The sequence below is a fragment of the Colwellia sp. Bg11-28 genome, assembly GCF_002836245.1.
Classification (GTDB): Bacteria; Pseudomonadota; Gammaproteobacteria; order Enterobacterales; family Alteromonadaceae; genus Colwellia; species Colwellia psychrerythraea_A.
On the sequence record NZ_PJBA01000006.1, the window covers coordinates 1,504,835 to 1,521,228 of the forward strand.

A 16,394-nucleotide genomic window follows, 5' to 3' on the forward strand; every position below is an offset into this window, starting at 1 on the left:
GCAGTATTGACCTTTTCACAGATTAACTCATATCACGTATGTTACTGATATACTTCAGTAACATATTAAAAACGACAGACCTTAACTGACTATAATCAGGTTAGTTCTTGATATTACCGATATCAATAAGCAACGGTAAAACGTTTTCTTTTATGTTTAACTACCTCAGCTTCATCTAATAAAGCAATGGCAAAATCTTCCAGTGAAATAGTTGATTGTCCTTGTTCATCAACTAGTAACTCATCAGATCCCGTTCGAAATATTCCCGTACGCTCTCCTGGCACAATGACAGCCGGCGGACTTATATAACTCCAATCAACAGACTCATTTTCTTGGCAAAGTTTGTGCTGTGCTAGACACGCCAAAGCGATATCACGCCAAGCTGTAGGCACTAAGTCAGTATCATCAACCACTAACATTCCATTGCTGTTCGGCACAGTTAAACTGGCTGCGCCTCCCACCAATAACAAGCGTACTTTGGTTTGTGCAAGCCCTGATAATAACGCTTTTGCTGTGTCGACTAGTTGACTCTCTAACCCTTGCGGTGGCCGTGTAGCACTTATGATAAGGTCTTGTCCACCGCTCCACTTCACAACTTCATCGACATTATCAGCATGACCAATAACTACCTTCACCGACGAATCAAATTCATTAGCCCGAGCATTATTTCGCAACACGGCAGTTATCTCATGACCTCGCAATAACGCTTCAGTTATAACCCTATTACCCACATTACCCGTTGCACCAAAAACTGTAATTTTCATTTGTAATACCTTTTATTAAGTTTAGCTTGTTATCGATTTGATAAAGCCAGTCTACAAACAAGTTTTGATAACAGCATTAACCTAGGTTTAGTGTTTGAATAATATTAATCATTGGCAATATACTCACAACTAAATTACTTTTTGACTAAACCTAGGTTAATTACCTACGAGATTTTCTCGGTTAAACTTCACTTATCAATTTATACCAAACGTATTAATTAAAGGAATAACAACGTGACCAACGAGCAAATTGCCCAATCCTATCTAGCAGACTTAACTATTAGCGAAGGTCCGCTAGCTATAGACTTTTTAAATGAACTGCAAAGTAAACATATTGCACAATATAGTTTTAATAATATTGCCGTGATTTTGGGACAAGAGCTACCTTTAGACCCTGAGTCGCTATTTAATAAAATTGTTGAAAGACGACGTGGCGGTTATTGTTTTGAACATAATAAGCTTGTATTTACCGTGTTATCTGAACTTGGTTTTGATGTACGTTTGTTGCTGGCTAAAGTGATTTATAACCAAGATGTTGACGTTGCCAGAACGCATAGGGTGACACTACTTACGTTAGCAGGAGAAGATTATATTGTTGATGCTGGCTTTGGGCATTTAGGCGCTCGTTTTCCGGTAAAAATAGTGCATGGCTTGATACAAGATCAAGGAGATGCTCAGTATCGTATTACCCAAAATGTTAATGGCGATTACTGTTATCAAGTATTTAAATATGGCGATTTCTTTACGCTATATACCTTTGATTTACATCACTATACCGAAGCAGATTGTTTATTAGGTCATTTCTACTCACATAAACATCCTAATGCAGCTTTTGTGAATAATTTAGTCATTTGTCGTAAGTTCTTCAATGATATTCAATCATTGCGAAATAATGAATTTCATCATGTTATAAATGGTATTACACAAACAACTAAAATAACCAGTATTAAGCAATTACATCAATTATTAATTGATGTTTATCAACTCGATATTGATATTGCTATCTCTGAGTTTTTATTTAATAAGTTTGTTACACCCTTTCAGAATAAAGTTTGATAACAACAGATGAAATCTACACTAATTGATAATTTTACTTTACTGCTTTGGGTTAGTTTAATGGCTTCTTCATTTGTCGTTTCAGAGCAATTACTCCCTTATGCTAATCCGATTGCAAGTACAGCATTAAGATTTATATTAGCAACGATATTGATGATGCCTTTTATTGGGCGAGCATCCATTAAACAATTGAACTACAAAATATTACTGCGTTATAGCGTCATCAGTTTATTTTTAGTTTTATTCTTTATTGGGTTATTTGAAGCACTAAAAACCACCAATGCAATGCGTACTTCGGTGATTTACACCCTGCTGCCTTTAATCAGCGTGTTACTAACTTATATCGGTCTGAAGTTCGTAACACCTAACAAGCAAATTGCTGGTTTTTTGATTGGCACACTAGGTGCCATTTGGGTACTAGTAGCGTTTACACAAGAAAAACTAGTATTGATAGAATGGCGACTAGGCGATAGCATATTTTTAGTCGCTTGCTGTTGTTTAGCTTTACACGTGATTTTAATTAAAAAGTGGGCAACTGACGTTCCGCCAATGTTGGGAGCATTTTATATAATGCTACTAGGTAGCTTAATTTTATTACCTTTTTTAATCTTTTTTGGAGACTTAAATAATATAGCTTGGCATGAAGATGAGTTCTGGAAAGTATTATTATATTTAACGTTATTTACCACAATCGCAACTTTTTTCTTACAGCAACATTTATTAAAAAAAGTGGGCCCTAATCGCCTCTTAGGTTTCACCTATCTTATACCAAGTATTGTACTTATACCGCAAGGGCTAGCAAATATGTCTCAACTATACAGCGCGGTACCAGGAATAATGTTAACCTTTCTAGCACTTTATTTGATCTCCCCTAAACATCAGTAATTATCTTTGGAACACAATAAATGGATAACGTAAATACATGAGCCTACAAATTCATATGGAAGACTTTATCCAATTTTTTTCAGGTAGCAAGCTGAGTATTGATAAAGCTAATTTTGATCAGTTTGGTCTTAAGGCTAAAATCAAACACTATCAAAAAGGTCAGCTGTTAATTACTCAGGGACAACCCGCGCCTAAGCTGTTTTTTCTAATCAAAGGCATGGTTCGTTACATGAGTGTGTCTGCTACAGGTAAAGAATTCACTCAGTCTTTCGCTTTTGCACCCGGTATTAGTGGTTCTACCCGAGCGATGACCAGAAACGCAAACGCCCTGTTTAGTATTGAAGCTTTAGATGATGTGATTTGTTTGGAATTTGAATGGCATGTGTTTTTTGAACAAATGCAATCACAACCCGGATTTTTGGCCGCGTACAATCGTTTACTTGAAAACATGTTTATAAAAAAAGAAGAACGTGAATTCGCTTTTGTACAACAAAGTGCTGAGCAGCGATATTTAACTTTTTTAGATATGAATCCACAACTACGTGACAAAATATCACTTAAAATGATCGCCTCACATATTGGTATTACCCCAATAGCACTAAGTCGTATTCGAAATAAACTCAAATAGATGAACCTAGCTTTATCCATTACAGTCAAAGCTAGGTTGATTACGGATGAGTTTGCAACGCCTTGAATTGAAATTGTTTAAGTACTTTTTAAACAGACGTATTGATTGGCAACGGATGTATCTTCATTACAATGCTATGTTTATAAAGAGGTAAGCCATTTATTGGCATCATCAATTGAGGTAGTGAAATTGTGTTTTACCCCTGCTCTGTCATAGCAGCGGCTCATTTGAGTTTTTATTAACGATTCACCTTCAACATTCATCAATACTATCGCACAGGCTATTAGCCCTCTTGATCTTCTATTTATCAACGAGTTAATGAGTGCTTGTTCTGCTTCAGGAGTAAATAAGCTTAATTGATGCAGTGTGATCACTTGATTCCACTTTGATACTTCCAAAGTGTGGATGCAAGTCTCTAAAGCTTTTTCGTATTGTATTAGCAATTCTTCATTAAAAGGCCCTGTTGCATCTACTAGCAATAATTTGCCTTCAATTTTGACCTCAAATAAACCATGTTCCATGAAAATCATTAAATAACCTATAATTTGATCCAAGATGTCCTGAATATTTTCAGTCTATTCAGGTCAATAATGCGAAGGTGGTTAACTTCAAAAAAGCACCATTTTTATCGTCCTGAGATAACACTTAATACCATCACCCTTACCTATCATGCATTACGTCAATGTATCACGGTTAAACTTTAAATTGGCTTGTTAATGTTTGTAAATTATTAACATGGTCGTCTAGCTCATTGGCTTTCACTTCGATTTGATTGATAAGACCATTACTTTCTTGACCACTACTGACAATGCCATTGATATTAACATCTAAAGAAGACGTCACATTACTTTGTTCTTGAACACTGGTGGAAATTTGTAATGACGTATCACTGATATCATCACTTGCTGAAATGATTTTTGTAATATATTCAACCGAATGCAGCATCATTTCAGTTGTTTCTTCTCCTTTGGTTTTACTGTTTTGTACAACCACTACCGCTGAGCTAGTTCCTTGTTGTAATTCAGCAATCATTAGACTGATCTCTTCGGTGCTTTGTTGAGTTCGACTAGCTAAAGCTCTTACTTCATCGGCAACGACTGCAAAACCACGTCCTTGCTCTCCGGCTCGCGCTGCTTCAATAGCCGCATTAAGCGCTAACAAATTAGTTTGCTCTGCAATGGCTTTAATGACATCGATAACACCAACCATTTGATCAACCGTTGTGGCAAGTACACTTATCACTTGGCTGGCATTATCCAAGTCAGAAGAAAGTTCATTCACTGATAACATCGATTTATTGACGACTAGACCAACTTCATTAGCTTGCTCTTTTGCTTCAAATGCTGACTGTGATGATTGCTGAGATGTTAATGAAATATCTTTGGTACTGGCTGCCATTTCGGTGATAGCTGTCGCTAACATGTCTATTTCAATATATTGTTTTTCAAATAATACGTTAGCCTCACTGACATCGGATTTTACGGCGCTTGATGTATCACTAATGACTTGGGTTGTGGTGATAATAGTATTAATCATTGCTTGAGTTTTGTTAAAAAAATGATTGATTTGTCCCGCTAATTCACCCATTTCATCTTGAGTATTTATTTCTAATCGTTTAGTTAAGTCACCATCACCATGTGCAATATCTGTCACAGCGATAATCACTTTTTTTAACGGGTCAGTGACAATTATACGAGTAAGAATAAATAAAATAAGCACGAGTAAAACGTCCACTAACACCACACCGATGATGATTTGTATTAATGCTGCATTAATTTTTGTATTGATCGCTTGTTGATCAATACTAATCACAATATCACCCACAATAGTTTTTTCGTCATATTCATCATGAACCAGAGGTTGCTTTATCTCTGCTCCCTTTATACCTTGATTATGCTTGGTATATTTAACTTCACCGTCTACTGTTTTTATTTCAATACCGTAAACATAAGGTGTTTCTAATTCAGATGACGCTATTTTGACTATCTGATCAGATAAATCCATCCATATAGCCGCGGGTAAATTCAGCTTTAATCTTTCTGACACTAAAGTAATACTTCTATTGGCTTCAACTAATAAAGAAGACTTTACAACTTTATAGTCATAAGTTCCTTTCGCAATTAACACGATACTGACCAGAATGGTCGACATTACAATCAATCGAAATTTAATACTCAAGTTAGACAAAATCTTGATAAGTTATTACTCCAAAGCTTAGCTTGTGACCCTGTTATTAAGGTCATAGATAAATTTACCGTCATTGTTTTAATACTTAAATGCTAATAACTCAGTTGTACACAACCGTATGTTAATAGACATTAAACATAGTGAATTGCATTGCTAAGTGTTTTAGTGACTTTAATAGAAACTAGGGTATCGATCGTGCTAGTAAAACCGGCTAAATCAGAAGTCACACAGGTACTCATAAGTATTATGTTTGTATGTCAAATATCACTAATAAAGTAACGACTAACAATCGACAATTAGTATTAATCCAAAAGAATTAGGGCTTTAGTGCTAGTACTTCCGGTGAGGAAGGTTTAAGAGGTTATTGGAATAAGGGCTAAAATTAAGTCATCTAATATGATTTGCTCCCCCTCAGGATATATTAGATTTAACAGCCAACGGGACAGCTCGGAGAAGACTTTAGAGTGATAATGTCCATTTAAATTGTTGGATATAATAAGCAACACTGGACATGAGCAACTGCTTTTGTCCTTATTAAAAGACTTGTTAGACGCTGACTACTTGGATGTCGCAGCAAGACTTAGTTTATTAAGTACCGCTGTTATTTTATTTATGACTTTATCGCAATCTTGAATGTCATGACGTGCTTTAATGTATGCAGGGTTATTATATGAAAGCCAAACTTTTTTTTCTGAATCTTCTGTAATTAGAACTTTTTGCGGGAGATCAATTGCTGCATTTTGAGCACACAGCATTAATGGGGTACCAATCTTAGGGTTACCAAAAATAATAACTTCCGTTGCCCTTAGTTCCAAATTCACATCAGAGGCATTTTTTTTGTGATCAATTCTGGCAAATAGTGTTAACCCTTTACCTTTTATTATGGACTCAAACCTATCAGCAGTTTCTTTAGCTGAGTATTCACTTTCAAGTGTAATCAAGCTTTCTTCCGCACTAACATAAGAAGAAACTACTAAGATAAAAATTGCAAAAGATATAACTCTAATCATAATTTTCCCTTTTTATTATTTGATGCTGCTGAGATTAATCAGTAAACGTCTACTGCCCAAATAAATAACTCAGAGATAGTTGGCCATAACATTAAGACTCAAAGCCTAGCAAATTTTTACCTGGCTTTGTTGGTTTTCTTGTTTGCAGCGATACTTGCATCTAGACCAACAACAAATTTTTTTAATTCTATTAATGATACATTTTCACTGTCAGTAACTTGTGATTTATAGCTATTTACTGCTTTATAAAAAACGTTATCAGCTTTTTTAGTAAAATCTAATTTTTCATATAAAAGCCCTAAACGAAGGTATGATAATGCAAGGCTAGCTGGGCCTGTTTTATGCAATAGTTCACTAGAGCGATCTGATTCTTGCAGTCTGATTACAGATTTCATGGCATAAATGCCTACTTCAGGTGAGCTATTTATATATTTTTTATAAGAAATATCTATTTCATTGAGTAAAAAGTCAGGTGAAATATTATTAGCCAGGCTAAAGTTTGAAGTCATTGCGGTAAGTACAATTAGCGTAGATTTAATGAACATATTCATATTAATTTCCTTATTAAATACATGATATTGCTAAACACCGTAGCAGCTTTTAGCCCTTGTGAATTCCTTGATAGCAGTTCATTATTACTTACTACGTACCAGCCATATTAAACATAAAAAATGCAAAGGCACCAAGTGATATACAACCAACAACAACTATAGCCGTAAGAGTTTTAGATTGTGACATTGAGCCTATGAGTGCAAACCACCATTCAAATTCTAATGCCTCTTTTATAGTAAATGAGCTAGGCATTTCTTTCATTCTTGATTTGTTATCATCCATAATTCAATTCCTAATGTTGATGATTTTCTTGTACTGCTAGCACCTCACCAAGAGGCAAATAATATTGAGTTAAAATAAGCGACACAGGAGCAAGAGCCTGTTGTTTTTAGAACTAATAATTTCCTTGTTAGTTGCCAAACCACTCAAGCGCTAATTTTTCATGTTTGTTTATAAAAGAGTTTTTCAGTGCCATATAGACATTGATATCGTTATCGCTTTTAGAAACAGCCTCACTTTTAAGAGAACCATACTCTGAAGCTATTATAGGGTGTGCAATTAAGTACGCTTTAAATACCTTATGCCGATGTAAGTTCAAATCACTACTCTGGAACGCATGCACATGATGGCTACGTTGATTGCCACCTTTTTGAAAGTAGCGCCTACCTGAAATACCATTTTCACCTTTGATTGTATAACCAAGTGCAGCAATATTTTTATCTGCTGCATCGAGCTCTTCAAGGTTTGAAACTTCAATTAGAATATCAACGATTGGTTTTGCTGATAAACCAATTACGGAAGTACTGCCGATATGATCGATTTTTACAGCGTTATTACCGATCGCTTGGGTTAGAGCTACTTTTTCAATTTCAAAAATATTCTTCCAATTTGGATCGTAATCAACTACTTCAATAACTCTATTACTCAAATTGTTCTCCATTGGAAACTAACGCTTGCTAAGCGGAAAATAATGGTTGGCTATAATCGCGTAACGATGACCCGCTGTTATTTTCCGTTTAAGCAACACGTTACATTTAAATTTATTAAAATGAGTAATTAACGCCTAAATTCAAACTATCCCAGCTTCCTGATTTTTGATATTTATCGAAATCAGGTAGCACTTGATAATCAACAAAAACACTAAATTGGTTATATATTTGATAATTAAGACCCACGCCATAACTAAAACCATCTGTGTTTTCAGAATACTGATGAGGATAAGTTACACTTGTGTTTCCACTTAAATCAGTATGGAACTCTAAAGTGGTTATTTCAGTTTTTGTTTTAGTATATCCGGCTAGTGCATAAACATTAAACGCTTCAGTTATAGAATATGATGCCTTTGCGAGTATGTGCCCTTGGTAATCTAAATCTTGTTTGTATTTTTTATCTTCAAATCCAGGTTCGAGTAAGTTAAATGAGTAGCCTGATGTACCTTTATGAAGTCTAGTCTCAATAGAAAATATGTCGTTAATCTTATATCCAGCAATTGCACCTGCTGATTTAAATTCTCTACTTTGATATATCGAAATTGTTTGAGAATTATATAACGCGCCTATGTACCAACCATTTCTTTCTTCAGCGAGTGCGGTTGAAGCATAAGTTGAGGCCAAAATGCACATAGTAAAAGATAATGCTTTTTTCATGTTAAGTCCTTTTAGTTTTACTCGATAATATTACCGAATAATTGATTAAATTTAACGTCCTGTTAACAATTTAGATGTCATTGTCTAGAATAAGCGTTGAAGGAGAAAAAGCCAACAGTTATCTGTTCTTTTAAACGACTTGTTAGATTTTTTCTTTCAACTTTTTAATAGCGCTATAAAGAACAATATCTTTTTCTGATCTCAGATGTTCAGGCATACGATCAATAATAACTTGTGGAGTAATTCCATAGCCTACAAATTCCCTCCCGTCTGGGTATGTATCTCTTTTAGTACAAATTCTGAAAGATCCGCCCCCGGGTAAATCAAAGAAAATTGGCTGTCCCGTACTGCCATATGTTTTTTCACCAAGGGTAGTAAAGTGTTTTAGCTTATCAGCATAGATTAAAAAATCCTCTGCTGCTGAGGCTGTATTCCTCCCAATCAACACGTAGGTAGGTACAATATGACTATTTTCTTTCGCTTTGAGCGATTCCATAGCTCCTGACTCCCACGCATTATCTTGGGCATAAATTTTATATTTTCCACTATAGTTTCCCCATGCTTTAAACGCAGCAATATGTTTTCTGGTTTTCCAAATCGAGCCCTCTAACCCTTTATTAGTAAAGAGGGATAATATTTCAGCTGCAATACTTGAATTACCGCCACCATTAAACCTTAGATCAATAATTAGTCCCCTAGATTGTTTAATTTCATCATAAACATCATTGAAGTCTTGCAGGATTTTTTTATCATGAAACCCATTAAGAGCTATGTAGGCTATCTTATGATCCAACCACTTAAACTCAAATAACTCTCCATTGGATTTGGGTAGTTTTAACGACACTTTATCTATTTTTTGATGTCGTGAATTTCTAGTAAGAGTTAAGTCTTTGAGCTCCCCTAAAGGAGTTTTTATTGTAAAATTAACTTTGCTATCAGGTGCTCCTCCTAATAAATTTCTTACACCGTCGTTCCACAAAATATGCTCGGTTGAGCTAGCAATATAAGGCATAACATTAGCTTTTAAATGAGTTTCTAATTTGACACCTTCAACAGAAATAATGGTAGAGCCTAAGGGAATTTCAGCTTGAAGTTCCCTTTGTACTTTAGTAACTACAGCTTGCTGATTAGCCTCGGTTAAACTTAAGGCTGGCCAGTCTACATAGTTAGAAGAAAGTCCTTTTGGTAGGTAAATATTAGTATGTCCATCGTGTAATAAAGCATTGAATTTCATAAGCTCACGATAATACTCATAAGTTGTTTCAGTAGCTAAAACTTTAGGAATATATTCTCTATATGCGCTATCAAAATCTAAGTCCGGTACTTGATCAAAATACGCAAAGTTGTAACTCGCTTCTTTCCAAAATAATGACAAACCATATAATTTATCTTCGTTTGATAAATTATATGGTAGATTTACAACCTCTTTGGCAGAAACAGAAATAGATACAATTAACAAAGATGCTGATAATTTTTTGCTAGAATGGTGAAGCGAAGCGGAATCGAGCAAAATATTAGCAGTATTGCTTTAAATTTTTGTTAGCTGTATGCAGACACCCAACTTAATTTATGAAATAACCAACAGGTAGCCATTGCCCGCTATTTTTACTTAGGGTTAAAGTTTCAGTAGACGATTTTTTATTTTGAAACTCTGTTTTAAATTGAATAACCAGGTATTTACCATCTGGAACGCCAGGGAGTGTTGAATATTCTTTAGCACTTAACTCTGCTCGTGAAGTAACTTTACCTAATGGAATACGAATCCCCTTGAGGATACTCTCCCATTTATTTTGTGATAGTTGTGACTTAAAAAATGAGCCTGCTTTTTGCCAACTTTCACCATATTGCCCTGCATCTATAATGTTAAGCCATTCTTGAGCAGCACTTGAACCTGACATTGGGTTCGCCCAAGCAACAGACGAGATGCATAGAGTTAAAATTAGTATTAGTTTTTTCATGATAATTCCTTTTATACTTGAGTTGATTGTAATTGCTGAACATTAAAGTACAACTAACGCCACGTTAAGAGGCAACTGCTATTTGTTCTGCTTGAAAGGCTTGTTATGTGCTTTTACACTCTTGAAAATTAGTTAACCAATCCTTTGATTCTCTGAGTGATTCAAATTTAGATGTAACTTCACCATTTGTTGTTTGAAAAGTAAAAAAACGCTGGTCAACCTTGGAACCAATATTATCAATAACCATCCAATCCATAATTGTTGTTCCATCATCAAACCTTTCAATTTTTACTGTAATAATTTGATATCCATACTCTTCGCACTTTTGTTTCAGCTTATTAAAGTTAATATATTTCTTAACATAAGAATCAATTTCGACAGGAATAGGATCGGGTGTCATATTTGCTACAGCAGATAAACTAAAAACTAATAAAGATAAAAATATAATTCGATAAATCATGCAATACTCCTTTTGCACATAACGCCCAAATAACAGGCTATTATATGCATGTACTGCTAATTAGATCGTTTTGCTTTTTAATTTCACTAGCATTATTATCTGCTTCAGTAATAGCCAAATCTATTTTAGCTGCGGTACATTTATCAGATAGCTCTTTATCCATAAGATAAGTTTGATCTTTCTGCTGCTGGTTTAACCCCTCAGCCCCACTATATTGATCTCTATCTTCTGGGGTTCTGTCTTTTTGGTATGGTGGTGGTTGACTGGCACCACATGCTGATAATAAAACGATCAGCGAAAGAGAAAGTAGTTTAATGATTGACACTCCTTGTGCATATAACACACAAATAACAGGCTGAGTAATGGTTAGCTAAAATGTGAAGCGAAGTGGAACGTAGCCAATTGTTACGTATCCTTGTTTATTTTCTTGTTAGCAATATATTTTTATCACTTAAATGACTAATACTTAGCCTCAAGGGTCCCGCTCCAAGTCCCATGTAGCTTTGCCCATGCAGGTCTAATTTTATAAGTCACAGTACCGGACTCACTATTAATTATCTGGTTACTAATAAAAGTAATCTCTCCTGGCTTAAGTAGAACGGGTCCGTATTTTTCAATACTTTCTTTAAGTATAATTGTTTTATTATCTCTTCTCCAAACATATGTTTTAGGTGATATTTCTGTTTTAATATCAAAGGCAACATGAGCCAATTTTTTAGTCAAAATTAAATGGTTATGTGAACCAATATTTTCGATGTATATATAGATACTTCCAAGTTCAGATGTTTCGACATACATTTTTAAGTCAGTGCTCGTAGCAACGTTACTAAATACTAGCCCTAGTAATATTATTAATAATTTTTTCATAAAACATCCTTTTAAATCGATTTTTATACAGACTATTAGTTATTGAACACCTGTATTGCTAACGTCCCACTAAAGGGGAACTTCATTGTCCTGATTAATTTGCTTGTTATGTTTCTATTTGAACAAAGCACCTAATAGATCAAAGATACCTACTGATGCATTTGGAATATCAGCAATAGCGGCTCCCTCTCTTTTAATTTGGTAGTTATTAAGCATACTCTTTAGAGCTTTGGATTCGAACCACACACCCAAACAAGAAGGACAATAGCTAATACCATCAATGTCAGCTATAGAACTTAAAGCGCCACAATTCACAGGGCATTTAGAGCTAGTAGTTTCATGAACAGACTTTGATAATGTACTAAAGAATTTTTGTGGCTCAAATTCTTTAGTGTATTGAATTGAATCAATAAAGCTTTTTGGTAGCCATGACCCCTTACATGATTTACACCCATAACCAGTATGAGCTTCAGCTTTATCAGCCTTTAATACATCTCCATCGACTAGACACTTCATTTCGACTCCTTGAAACATAACAGCTTATTATGGAGACTTCTCAGTAATATCAGCCCCATAATATTTATTTAACTGACATTAATATCCCATATTTTCAAAGCTTTATATACTGAAAACATTGTATTTTTTTCAGTATTTGGACATTACTAAGAAGTCTCAGTAATGTCCAATATAGAATGAAATACAATTAGTAATCCAATTAATAATTAACATCCCTGCCCCTTTAATTAATGGTAAAGCACTTAATACAGAGAGATTCTCTACAAAAGAATAGCAAACATGATCCTGAATATTACACACTGATTTTTAATTAATTATTTTAGTTGTCTTCTTGTTATATTATTGTTTATTTTACATAATATGTAGTGTTTAGTATTAACTTGTTATAAGGATATTTTAAATTTATGCATAACGCTCAACTAGGTATTGGCATCCTTAAATACTTTAAAACTATGACAAAATACTCTGCATTACTTGTTCTTTTCTTATTCTCAATGATCGCCAATTCTATCAATGCACAACCCTACGTAGCATTGGATAATCGAAATAAAATTGAATTAAATGAACATGACCTCTGGTTTCAAACTCAGTCCTTCGACACCAACCCTAGCTTTTTAGCCTTAAGTAAATTGTACCAAAATGCCAATAGAGTCACGTCTACATTCGGCGGTAGTGGCGCTTATATTTCAAAGATTAAATTTACCAATACTAAGGTTCAAAAAGATACTTGGTTTGTTAATATTCATGCCGTTTACTTAGATGTAGGGACAGCTTATTGGCAACCTGAACATGGCGAACCAATAGTATTAGAAAGCTTTGGCCAGATGGTAAGTGAAAATCCAAAGCTGGCTCATTCACAAGCTTTTTCTCTATCATTAAACCAAAACGAAAGCGGTACGCTTTGGGTTTATATTCAAGCTAAAATGTTTGCAACACCTGTTGTGGTAGAACTTTACAGTAAAAAAGAGTTCTACAAAAAACAGTTTCTAACCAATAGTATCTCCACAATTTCATTTACAGTAATGATGACGCTAGCTTTAATCGCTTTCTTCATTTACCTCAGAACCAAGTATTTAGTTACTTTGGCTTGTACCGGTTATATTGGCATACAAGGCCTAGGTTGGTTTACTGCATCAGGAAGCTTTAGCCATCTATTGACAGTGTCTGCATTTAATCCTGTCTATAGCGGCATCATTATCTTTCCTTTTGCTATAGCCTCTGCCAGCCAGTTCACTAAGTTGCTGTTTAACTGCCCTCAAGAACATCCTAAATTGACTTTAACATTTAACTTACTATCAATTGTCTGCTTGATTTTAGGCATTATTATGCCCTTTATCCCTTTTACGCAGAGCTTCTTAATATCGCATATCATCGCAACTATATGGATTCCGCTTTGTATTGGTACCGGCATATTTATGCTCGCTAAAAATGATTTCAGGGCGAAGTATTACTTAATAGGCAACCTTGTATATGGTTTTACTTTAGCTGGCTATATTTTATCTCACCTCTATAAAATAGACTGGGATATTTCTCTTGAAGTTATTGTGCAAATTGCATTAACTATTGATTGCATGTGCATTCTGCTTTCTTTATCGGAGTGGCTGCAAATTCAACAAAAAGAGTTTCATCGCAGTTATGCTATTTCTCGTATTGACCCATTAACGCAAATCGGCAATCGTTTTGCTCAAAATGAAAAGCTGGCTAGCTTAAAAGGACACTACTGCATCACTTTCATTGATCTTGATGGATTTAAAAAAATTAATGACAAACTCGGTCATGAAGAAGGCGATAAAGTGCTCATTGCAACAGCCAATATAATGCAAAAGAAACTGCAAGGACTTGGATCTATATTTCGCTGTGGTGGTGATGAATTTATTTGGGTAGTCGATATTGAAACTGTGCAGCAAGTTGAATCGATATTAATGCAATTGTCTGATCTACTGCTTCAAACGGAAAAAGAGCTACAGCAAAGAGGATGGAGTGAAGCTGGGCTTAGTTTTGGTATTGCCACCAGTTTTGAAACGCTAAATCAATCAGAGTGTTTATCACTAGCTGATCAACGAATGTATAAATACAAACAGGATAAGAAATCAATAAAGGGTTTGGCTGCTTGTAGTTAGCCACATTCCCAAACTATTTGGTGGTTACCCAGAGAATTTGTGCATCATTGTCACTCACAGAAATAACTAAATGCCCCATCATTGCATCATAATAGACGCTATCGCCTTCTACTAAGTTCACGGGTTCATAGAATTCGGTAAGTAATTGTACTTCCCCTTCAAGCACCAACATGTACTCTTCGCCACTATGGCGTACCCATTCACCGAAGTCATCGAAACTTCGCGCGTGAACTCTACATTTGTATGGCATCATTTTTTTATGGCTAAATTGCGTGGACAGTAACTCATGCTCATACGTGGAAGTTAAATGATAATTACCTTGCCCCTTTAACGTTACATCACGGCGCCCAACTGCTTGAGCGACTGTTGGCTTGGTAAATAATTGCGGTAATTCAATATTTAAACCAGTTGCTAACTTTTGCATCACAGTAAAGGTTGGCGAAATTTGTTCATTCTCAATTTTAGATAAAGTTGAAGGCGCCAAATTAGTCAAGTTACCTGCTTCTTTAAGGGTTAACTTGTTCCTCATTCGGATCGACTTTAACTGCGCGCCGATGCCAATAGCCCTTACTGCGCGTACGTCATGTTTACTTGCTACTGTCATTGACATGTATATATCCTTTTAACTGTTGCTCACATATCATTTTGTTTCCAGAACAAGAGACAAAGCGCGCTATTAAAATGAGGTGAAGACTTTAAAAACAGCGACAATACTTACGCTAAAGTAAATAAACATTGTCGTTGTTTACTGCTGATAAAAAGCAGCTACTTAGAAAAGACCACGGTCTTTTTCCCGTACATGAATATGCGATGTTCGATATGACAACGCACCGCACGCGATAGCGTTAAACATTCTATATCTCGTCCTTTAGCCGCTAAGTCTTTAGGGTAATAACCGTGATCAACTGTCTCAACACCTTGGCTGATGATTGGCCCTTCATCGAGGTCATCACTGACATAATGCGCAGTCGCGCCCACTAACTTAATGCCGCGATCATAGGCTTGAAAATACGGTCTTGCCCCCTTAAAACCGGGTAATAACGAGTGGTGAATATTAATGGCTTTACCGGACAGCTTTTGACACAAATCGCTCGATAAGACCTGCATATAACGTGCTAAGACCACCAAGTCTGCATCAGATTCTTGAATTATCTGCCACACCTTGGCTTCTTGCTCAGGTTTAGTGTCCTTCGTGATGGGTAGGTGGTAATAAGGAATTCCATGCCACTTTGCTAGCTCTTCTAAATCAGGATGATTAGAGATGATCGCGGGGATCTCAATATCCAAATCGCCGGTGCGATAGCGGTATAATAAGTCGTTCAAGCAATGATCGTGTTTGGACACCATGATCACAACTTTGGATTTATACGGACTGGAGGCCAATTGCCATTGCATTTCAAATTCACTGGCGCGTTGCTCAAACTCTTGGCTAAAGGTTTCTGCGCTAAAGTCTGTCGCCGTCTGTGCTCTAAATTCTATGCGGATGAAAAAACGATTGACCGCGGTATCATCAAACGAGTGAATTTCATTTATGTAGAAGCCTTTTTCGCACAAAAAACGGGTCACCACATCAACCGTGCCAGGACGACTAGGACAATCGGCGGTAATAATATGCGTTTGTGATACGGGTTTGATATCGGACATGTTCGATCCTATTTTGAAGTGAAAACCGCTTAGCTTGCACTGAATGATTTTAAAGGAACAGTGCTAATTGAATAGTGTTATCCATTCAAGTTATTCAGTTA

At 35.6% G+C, this 16,394-nt stretch carries 20 protein-coding genes; 4 read left to right on the forward strand and 16 right to left on the reverse strand.

Features of this window, described 5'->3' with window-relative positions; all coding sequences use genetic code 11:
• Window positions 1–122: 122 nt before the first annotated feature.
• A complete protein-coding gene (locus CXF79_RS13720; protein ID WP_101155575.1) occupies window positions 123–764 on the reverse strand; it encodes an NAD(P)-dependent oxidoreductase in 642 nt (213 codons plus the stop codon).
• Between the two features lie 234 nt (window positions 765–998).
• On the opposite strand from CXF79_RS13720, the gene CXF79_RS13725 reads away from it, so the two are divergent.
• Genes CXF79_RS13725 through CXF79_RS13735 form a run of 3 tightly spaced genes read left to right on the forward strand, consistent with a single transcriptional unit; the run spans window position 999 to window position 3,333 of the window.
• Complete coding sequence (locus CXF79_RS13725; protein ID WP_101155577.1) at window positions 999–1,820, forward strand: arylamine N-acetyltransferase family protein; 822 nt, start codon at window positions 999–1,001, stop codon at window positions 1,818–1,820.
• A 9-nt stretch (window positions 1,821–1,829) separates the two neighbouring features.
• Window positions 1,830–2,705: a DMT family transporter gene (locus CXF79_RS13730; protein WP_101155579.1), complete on the forward strand. Its 876-nt coding sequence runs from the start codon at window positions 1,830–1,832 to the stop codon at window positions 2,703–2,705.
• Between the two features lie 37 nt (window positions 2,706–2,742).
• Window positions 2,743–3,333: a Crp/Fnr family transcriptional regulator gene (locus CXF79_RS13735; RefSeq protein ID WP_232769179.1), complete on the forward strand. Its 591-nt coding sequence runs from the start codon at window positions 2,743–2,745 to the stop codon at window positions 3,331–3,333.
• Between the two features lie 140 nt (window positions 3,334–3,473).
• On the opposite strand, the gene CXF79_RS13740 is transcribed toward CXF79_RS13735, so the two are convergent.
• The 13 genes from CXF79_RS13740 to CXF79_RS13800 all read right to left on the reverse strand — a co-directional run bounded on the left by CXF79_RS13740 (window position 3,474) and on the right by CXF79_RS13800 (window position 12,529).
• Complete coding sequence (locus tag CXF79_RS13740; protein WP_101155581.1) at window positions 3,474–3,863, reverse strand: hypothetical protein; 390 nt, start codon at window positions 3,861–3,863, stop codon at window positions 3,474–3,476.
• Window positions 3,864–4,026: 163 nt separating this feature from the next.
• On the reverse strand, window positions 4,027–5,511 hold the full coding sequence (locus tag CXF79_RS13745) for a methyl-accepting chemotaxis protein (protein WP_157825880.1): 1,485 nt from the start codon (window positions 5,509–5,511) through the stop codon (window positions 4,027–4,029).
• Window positions 5,512–6,077: 566 nt separating this feature from the next.
• Window positions 6,078–6,530 (reverse strand): DUF302 domain-containing protein, encoded by a 453-nt coding sequence (locus CXF79_RS13750; RefSeq protein WP_101155585.1) that lies wholly within the window; start codon window positions 6,528–6,530, stop codon window positions 6,078–6,080.
• A gap of 116 nt (window positions 6,531–6,646) precedes the next feature.
• Entirely contained in the window at window positions 6,647–7,081 is a 435-nt protein-coding gene (locus tag CXF79_RS13755) for a hypothetical protein (RefSeq protein WP_101155587.1), read from the reverse strand.
• 91 nt (window positions 7,082–7,172) lie between these two features.
• A complete protein-coding gene (locus tag CXF79_RS13760) occupies window positions 7,173–7,364 on the reverse strand; it encodes a hypothetical protein (protein WP_101155588.1) in 192 nt (63 codons plus the stop codon).
• Between the two features lie 127 nt (window positions 7,365–7,491).
• The gene (locus CXF79_RS13765; RefSeq protein WP_232769180.1) at window positions 7,492–8,010 is read right to left on the reverse strand and encodes a GrpB family protein; all 519 of its coding nucleotides are present in this window, start codon (window positions 8,008–8,010) and stop codon (window positions 7,492–7,494) included.
• A 115-nt stretch (window positions 8,011–8,125) separates the two neighbouring features.
• Window positions 8,126–8,728 (reverse strand): porin family protein, encoded by a 603-nt coding sequence (locus CXF79_RS13770; RefSeq protein ID WP_011043545.1) that lies wholly within the window; start codon window positions 8,726–8,728, stop codon window positions 8,126–8,128.
• Window positions 8,729–8,870: 142 nt separating this feature from the next.
• Window positions 8,871–10,238 carry a S41 family peptidase gene (locus CXF79_RS13775; RefSeq protein WP_101155592.1) on the reverse strand — a complete coding sequence of 456 codons (1,368 nt, stop codon included), beginning with the start codon at window positions 10,236–10,238 and terminating at the stop codon, window positions 8,871–8,873.
• A gap of 52 nt (window positions 10,239–10,290) precedes the next feature.
• Window positions 10,291–10,686, reverse strand: a complete 396-nt coding sequence (locus CXF79_RS13780) for a DUF4019 domain-containing protein (RefSeq protein WP_101155594.1) — start codon at window positions 10,684–10,686, stop codon at window positions 10,291–10,293.
• A gap of 103 nt (window positions 10,687–10,789) precedes the next feature.
• Window positions 10,790–11,146, reverse strand: coding sequence for a hypothetical protein (locus CXF79_RS13785; protein ID WP_101155596.1), 357 nt, complete (start codon window positions 11,144–11,146; stop codon window positions 10,790–10,792).
• Between the two features lie 40 nt (window positions 11,147–11,186).
• The gene (locus CXF79_RS13790; protein WP_101156335.1) at window positions 11,187–11,471 is read right to left on the reverse strand and encodes a hypothetical protein; all 285 of its coding nucleotides are present in this window, start codon (window positions 11,469–11,471) and stop codon (window positions 11,187–11,189) included.
• 134 nt (window positions 11,472–11,605) lie between these two features.
• Window positions 11,606–12,013 (reverse strand): hypothetical protein, encoded by a 408-nt coding sequence (locus CXF79_RS13795; RefSeq protein ID WP_101155598.1) that lies wholly within the window; start codon window positions 12,011–12,013, stop codon window positions 11,606–11,608.
• 114 nt (window positions 12,014–12,127) lie between these two features.
• Window positions 12,128–12,529 carry a zf-TFIIB domain-containing protein gene (locus tag CXF79_RS13800; RefSeq protein WP_157825881.1) on the reverse strand — a complete coding sequence of 134 codons (402 nt, stop codon included), beginning with the start codon at window positions 12,527–12,529 and terminating at the stop codon, window positions 12,128–12,130.
• 404 nt (window positions 12,530–12,933) lie between these two features.
• On the opposite strand from CXF79_RS13800, the gene CXF79_RS13805 reads away from it, so the two are divergent.
• On the forward strand, window positions 12,934–14,649 hold the full coding sequence (locus CXF79_RS13805; RefSeq protein WP_101155602.1) for a diguanylate cyclase: 1,716 nt from the start codon (window positions 12,934–12,936) through the stop codon (window positions 14,647–14,649).
• A gap of 13 nt (window positions 14,650–14,662) precedes the next feature.
• On the opposite strand, the gene CXF79_RS13810 is transcribed toward CXF79_RS13805, so the two are convergent.
• Together CXF79_RS13810 and purU are read right to left on the reverse strand one after the other, a co-directional pair.
• Entirely contained in the window at window positions 14,663–15,259 is a 597-nt protein-coding gene (locus tag CXF79_RS13810) for a helix-turn-helix domain-containing protein (RefSeq protein ID WP_101155604.1), read from the reverse strand.
• A 155-nt stretch (window positions 15,260–15,414) separates the two neighbouring features.
• Window positions 15,415–16,293 carry a formyltetrahydrofolate deformylase gene (gene purU / locus CXF79_RS13815; RefSeq protein ID WP_011043292.1) on the reverse strand — a complete coding sequence of 293 codons (879 nt, stop codon included), beginning with the start codon at window positions 16,291–16,293 and terminating at the stop codon, window positions 15,415–15,417.
• Window positions 16,294–16,394: the final 101 nt, after the last annotated feature.

What these genes read in the sequence shown, in the direction of transcription:
- CXF79_RS13780 (WP_101155594.1), bottom strand. Translation starts at nt 10,686, where the DNA reads ATGAAAAAACTAATACTAATTTTAACTCTATGCATCTCGTCTGTTGCT.
- CXF79_RS13810 (WP_101155604.1), bottom strand. Translation starts at nt 15,259, where the DNA reads ATGTCAATGACAGTAGCAAGTAAACATGACGTACGCGCAGTAAGGGCT.
- CXF79_RS13770 (WP_011043545.1), bottom strand. Translation starts at nt 8,728, where the DNA reads ATGAAAAAAGCATTATCTTTTACTATGTGCATTTTGGCCTCAACTTAT.
- CXF79_RS13755 (WP_101155587.1), bottom strand. Translation starts at nt 7,081, where the DNA reads ATGAATATGTTCATTAAATCTACGCTAATTGTACTTACCGCAATGACT.
- CXF79_RS13740 (WP_101155581.1), bottom strand. Translation starts at nt 3,863, where the DNA reads ATGATTTTCATGGAACATGGTTTATTTGAGGTCAAAATTGAAGGCAAA.
- CXF79_RS13795 (WP_101155598.1), bottom strand. Translation starts at nt 12,013, where the DNA reads ATGAAAAAATTATTAATAATATTACTAGGGCTAGTATTTAGTAACGTT.
- CXF79_RS13730 (WP_101155579.1), top strand. Translation starts at nt 1,830, where the DNA reads ATGAAATCTACACTAATTGATAATTTTACTTTACTGCTTTGGGTTAGT.
- CXF79_RS13760 (WP_101155588.1), bottom strand. Translation starts at nt 7,364, where the DNA reads ATGGATGATAACAAATCAAGAATGAAAGAAATGCCTAGCTCATTTACT.
- CXF79_RS13800 (WP_157825881.1), bottom strand. Translation starts at nt 12,529, where the DNA reads ATGAAGTGTCTAGTCGATGGAGATGTATTAAAGGCTGATAAAGCTGAA.
- purU (WP_011043292.1), bottom strand. Translation starts at nt 16,293, where the DNA reads ATGTCCGATATCAAACCCGTATCACAAACGCATATTATTACCGCCGAT.
- CXF79_RS13750 (WP_101155585.1), bottom strand. Translation starts at nt 6,530, where the DNA reads ATGATTAGAGTTATATCTTTTGCAATTTTTATCTTAGTAGTTTCTTCT.
- CXF79_RS13720 (WP_101155575.1), bottom strand. Translation starts at nt 764, where the DNA reads ATGAAAATTACAGTTTTTGGTGCAACGGGTAATGTGGGTAATAGGGTT.
- CXF79_RS13735 (WP_232769179.1), top strand. Translation starts at nt 2,743, where the DNA reads ATGAGCCTACAAATTCATATGGAAGACTTTATCCAATTTTTTTCAGGT.
- CXF79_RS13805 (WP_101155602.1), top strand. Translation starts at nt 12,934, where the DNA reads ATGCATAACGCTCAACTAGGTATTGGCATCCTTAAATACTTTAAAACT.
- CXF79_RS13785 (WP_101155596.1), bottom strand. Translation starts at nt 11,146, where the DNA reads ATGATTTATCGAATTATATTTTTATCTTTATTAGTTTTTAGTTTATCT.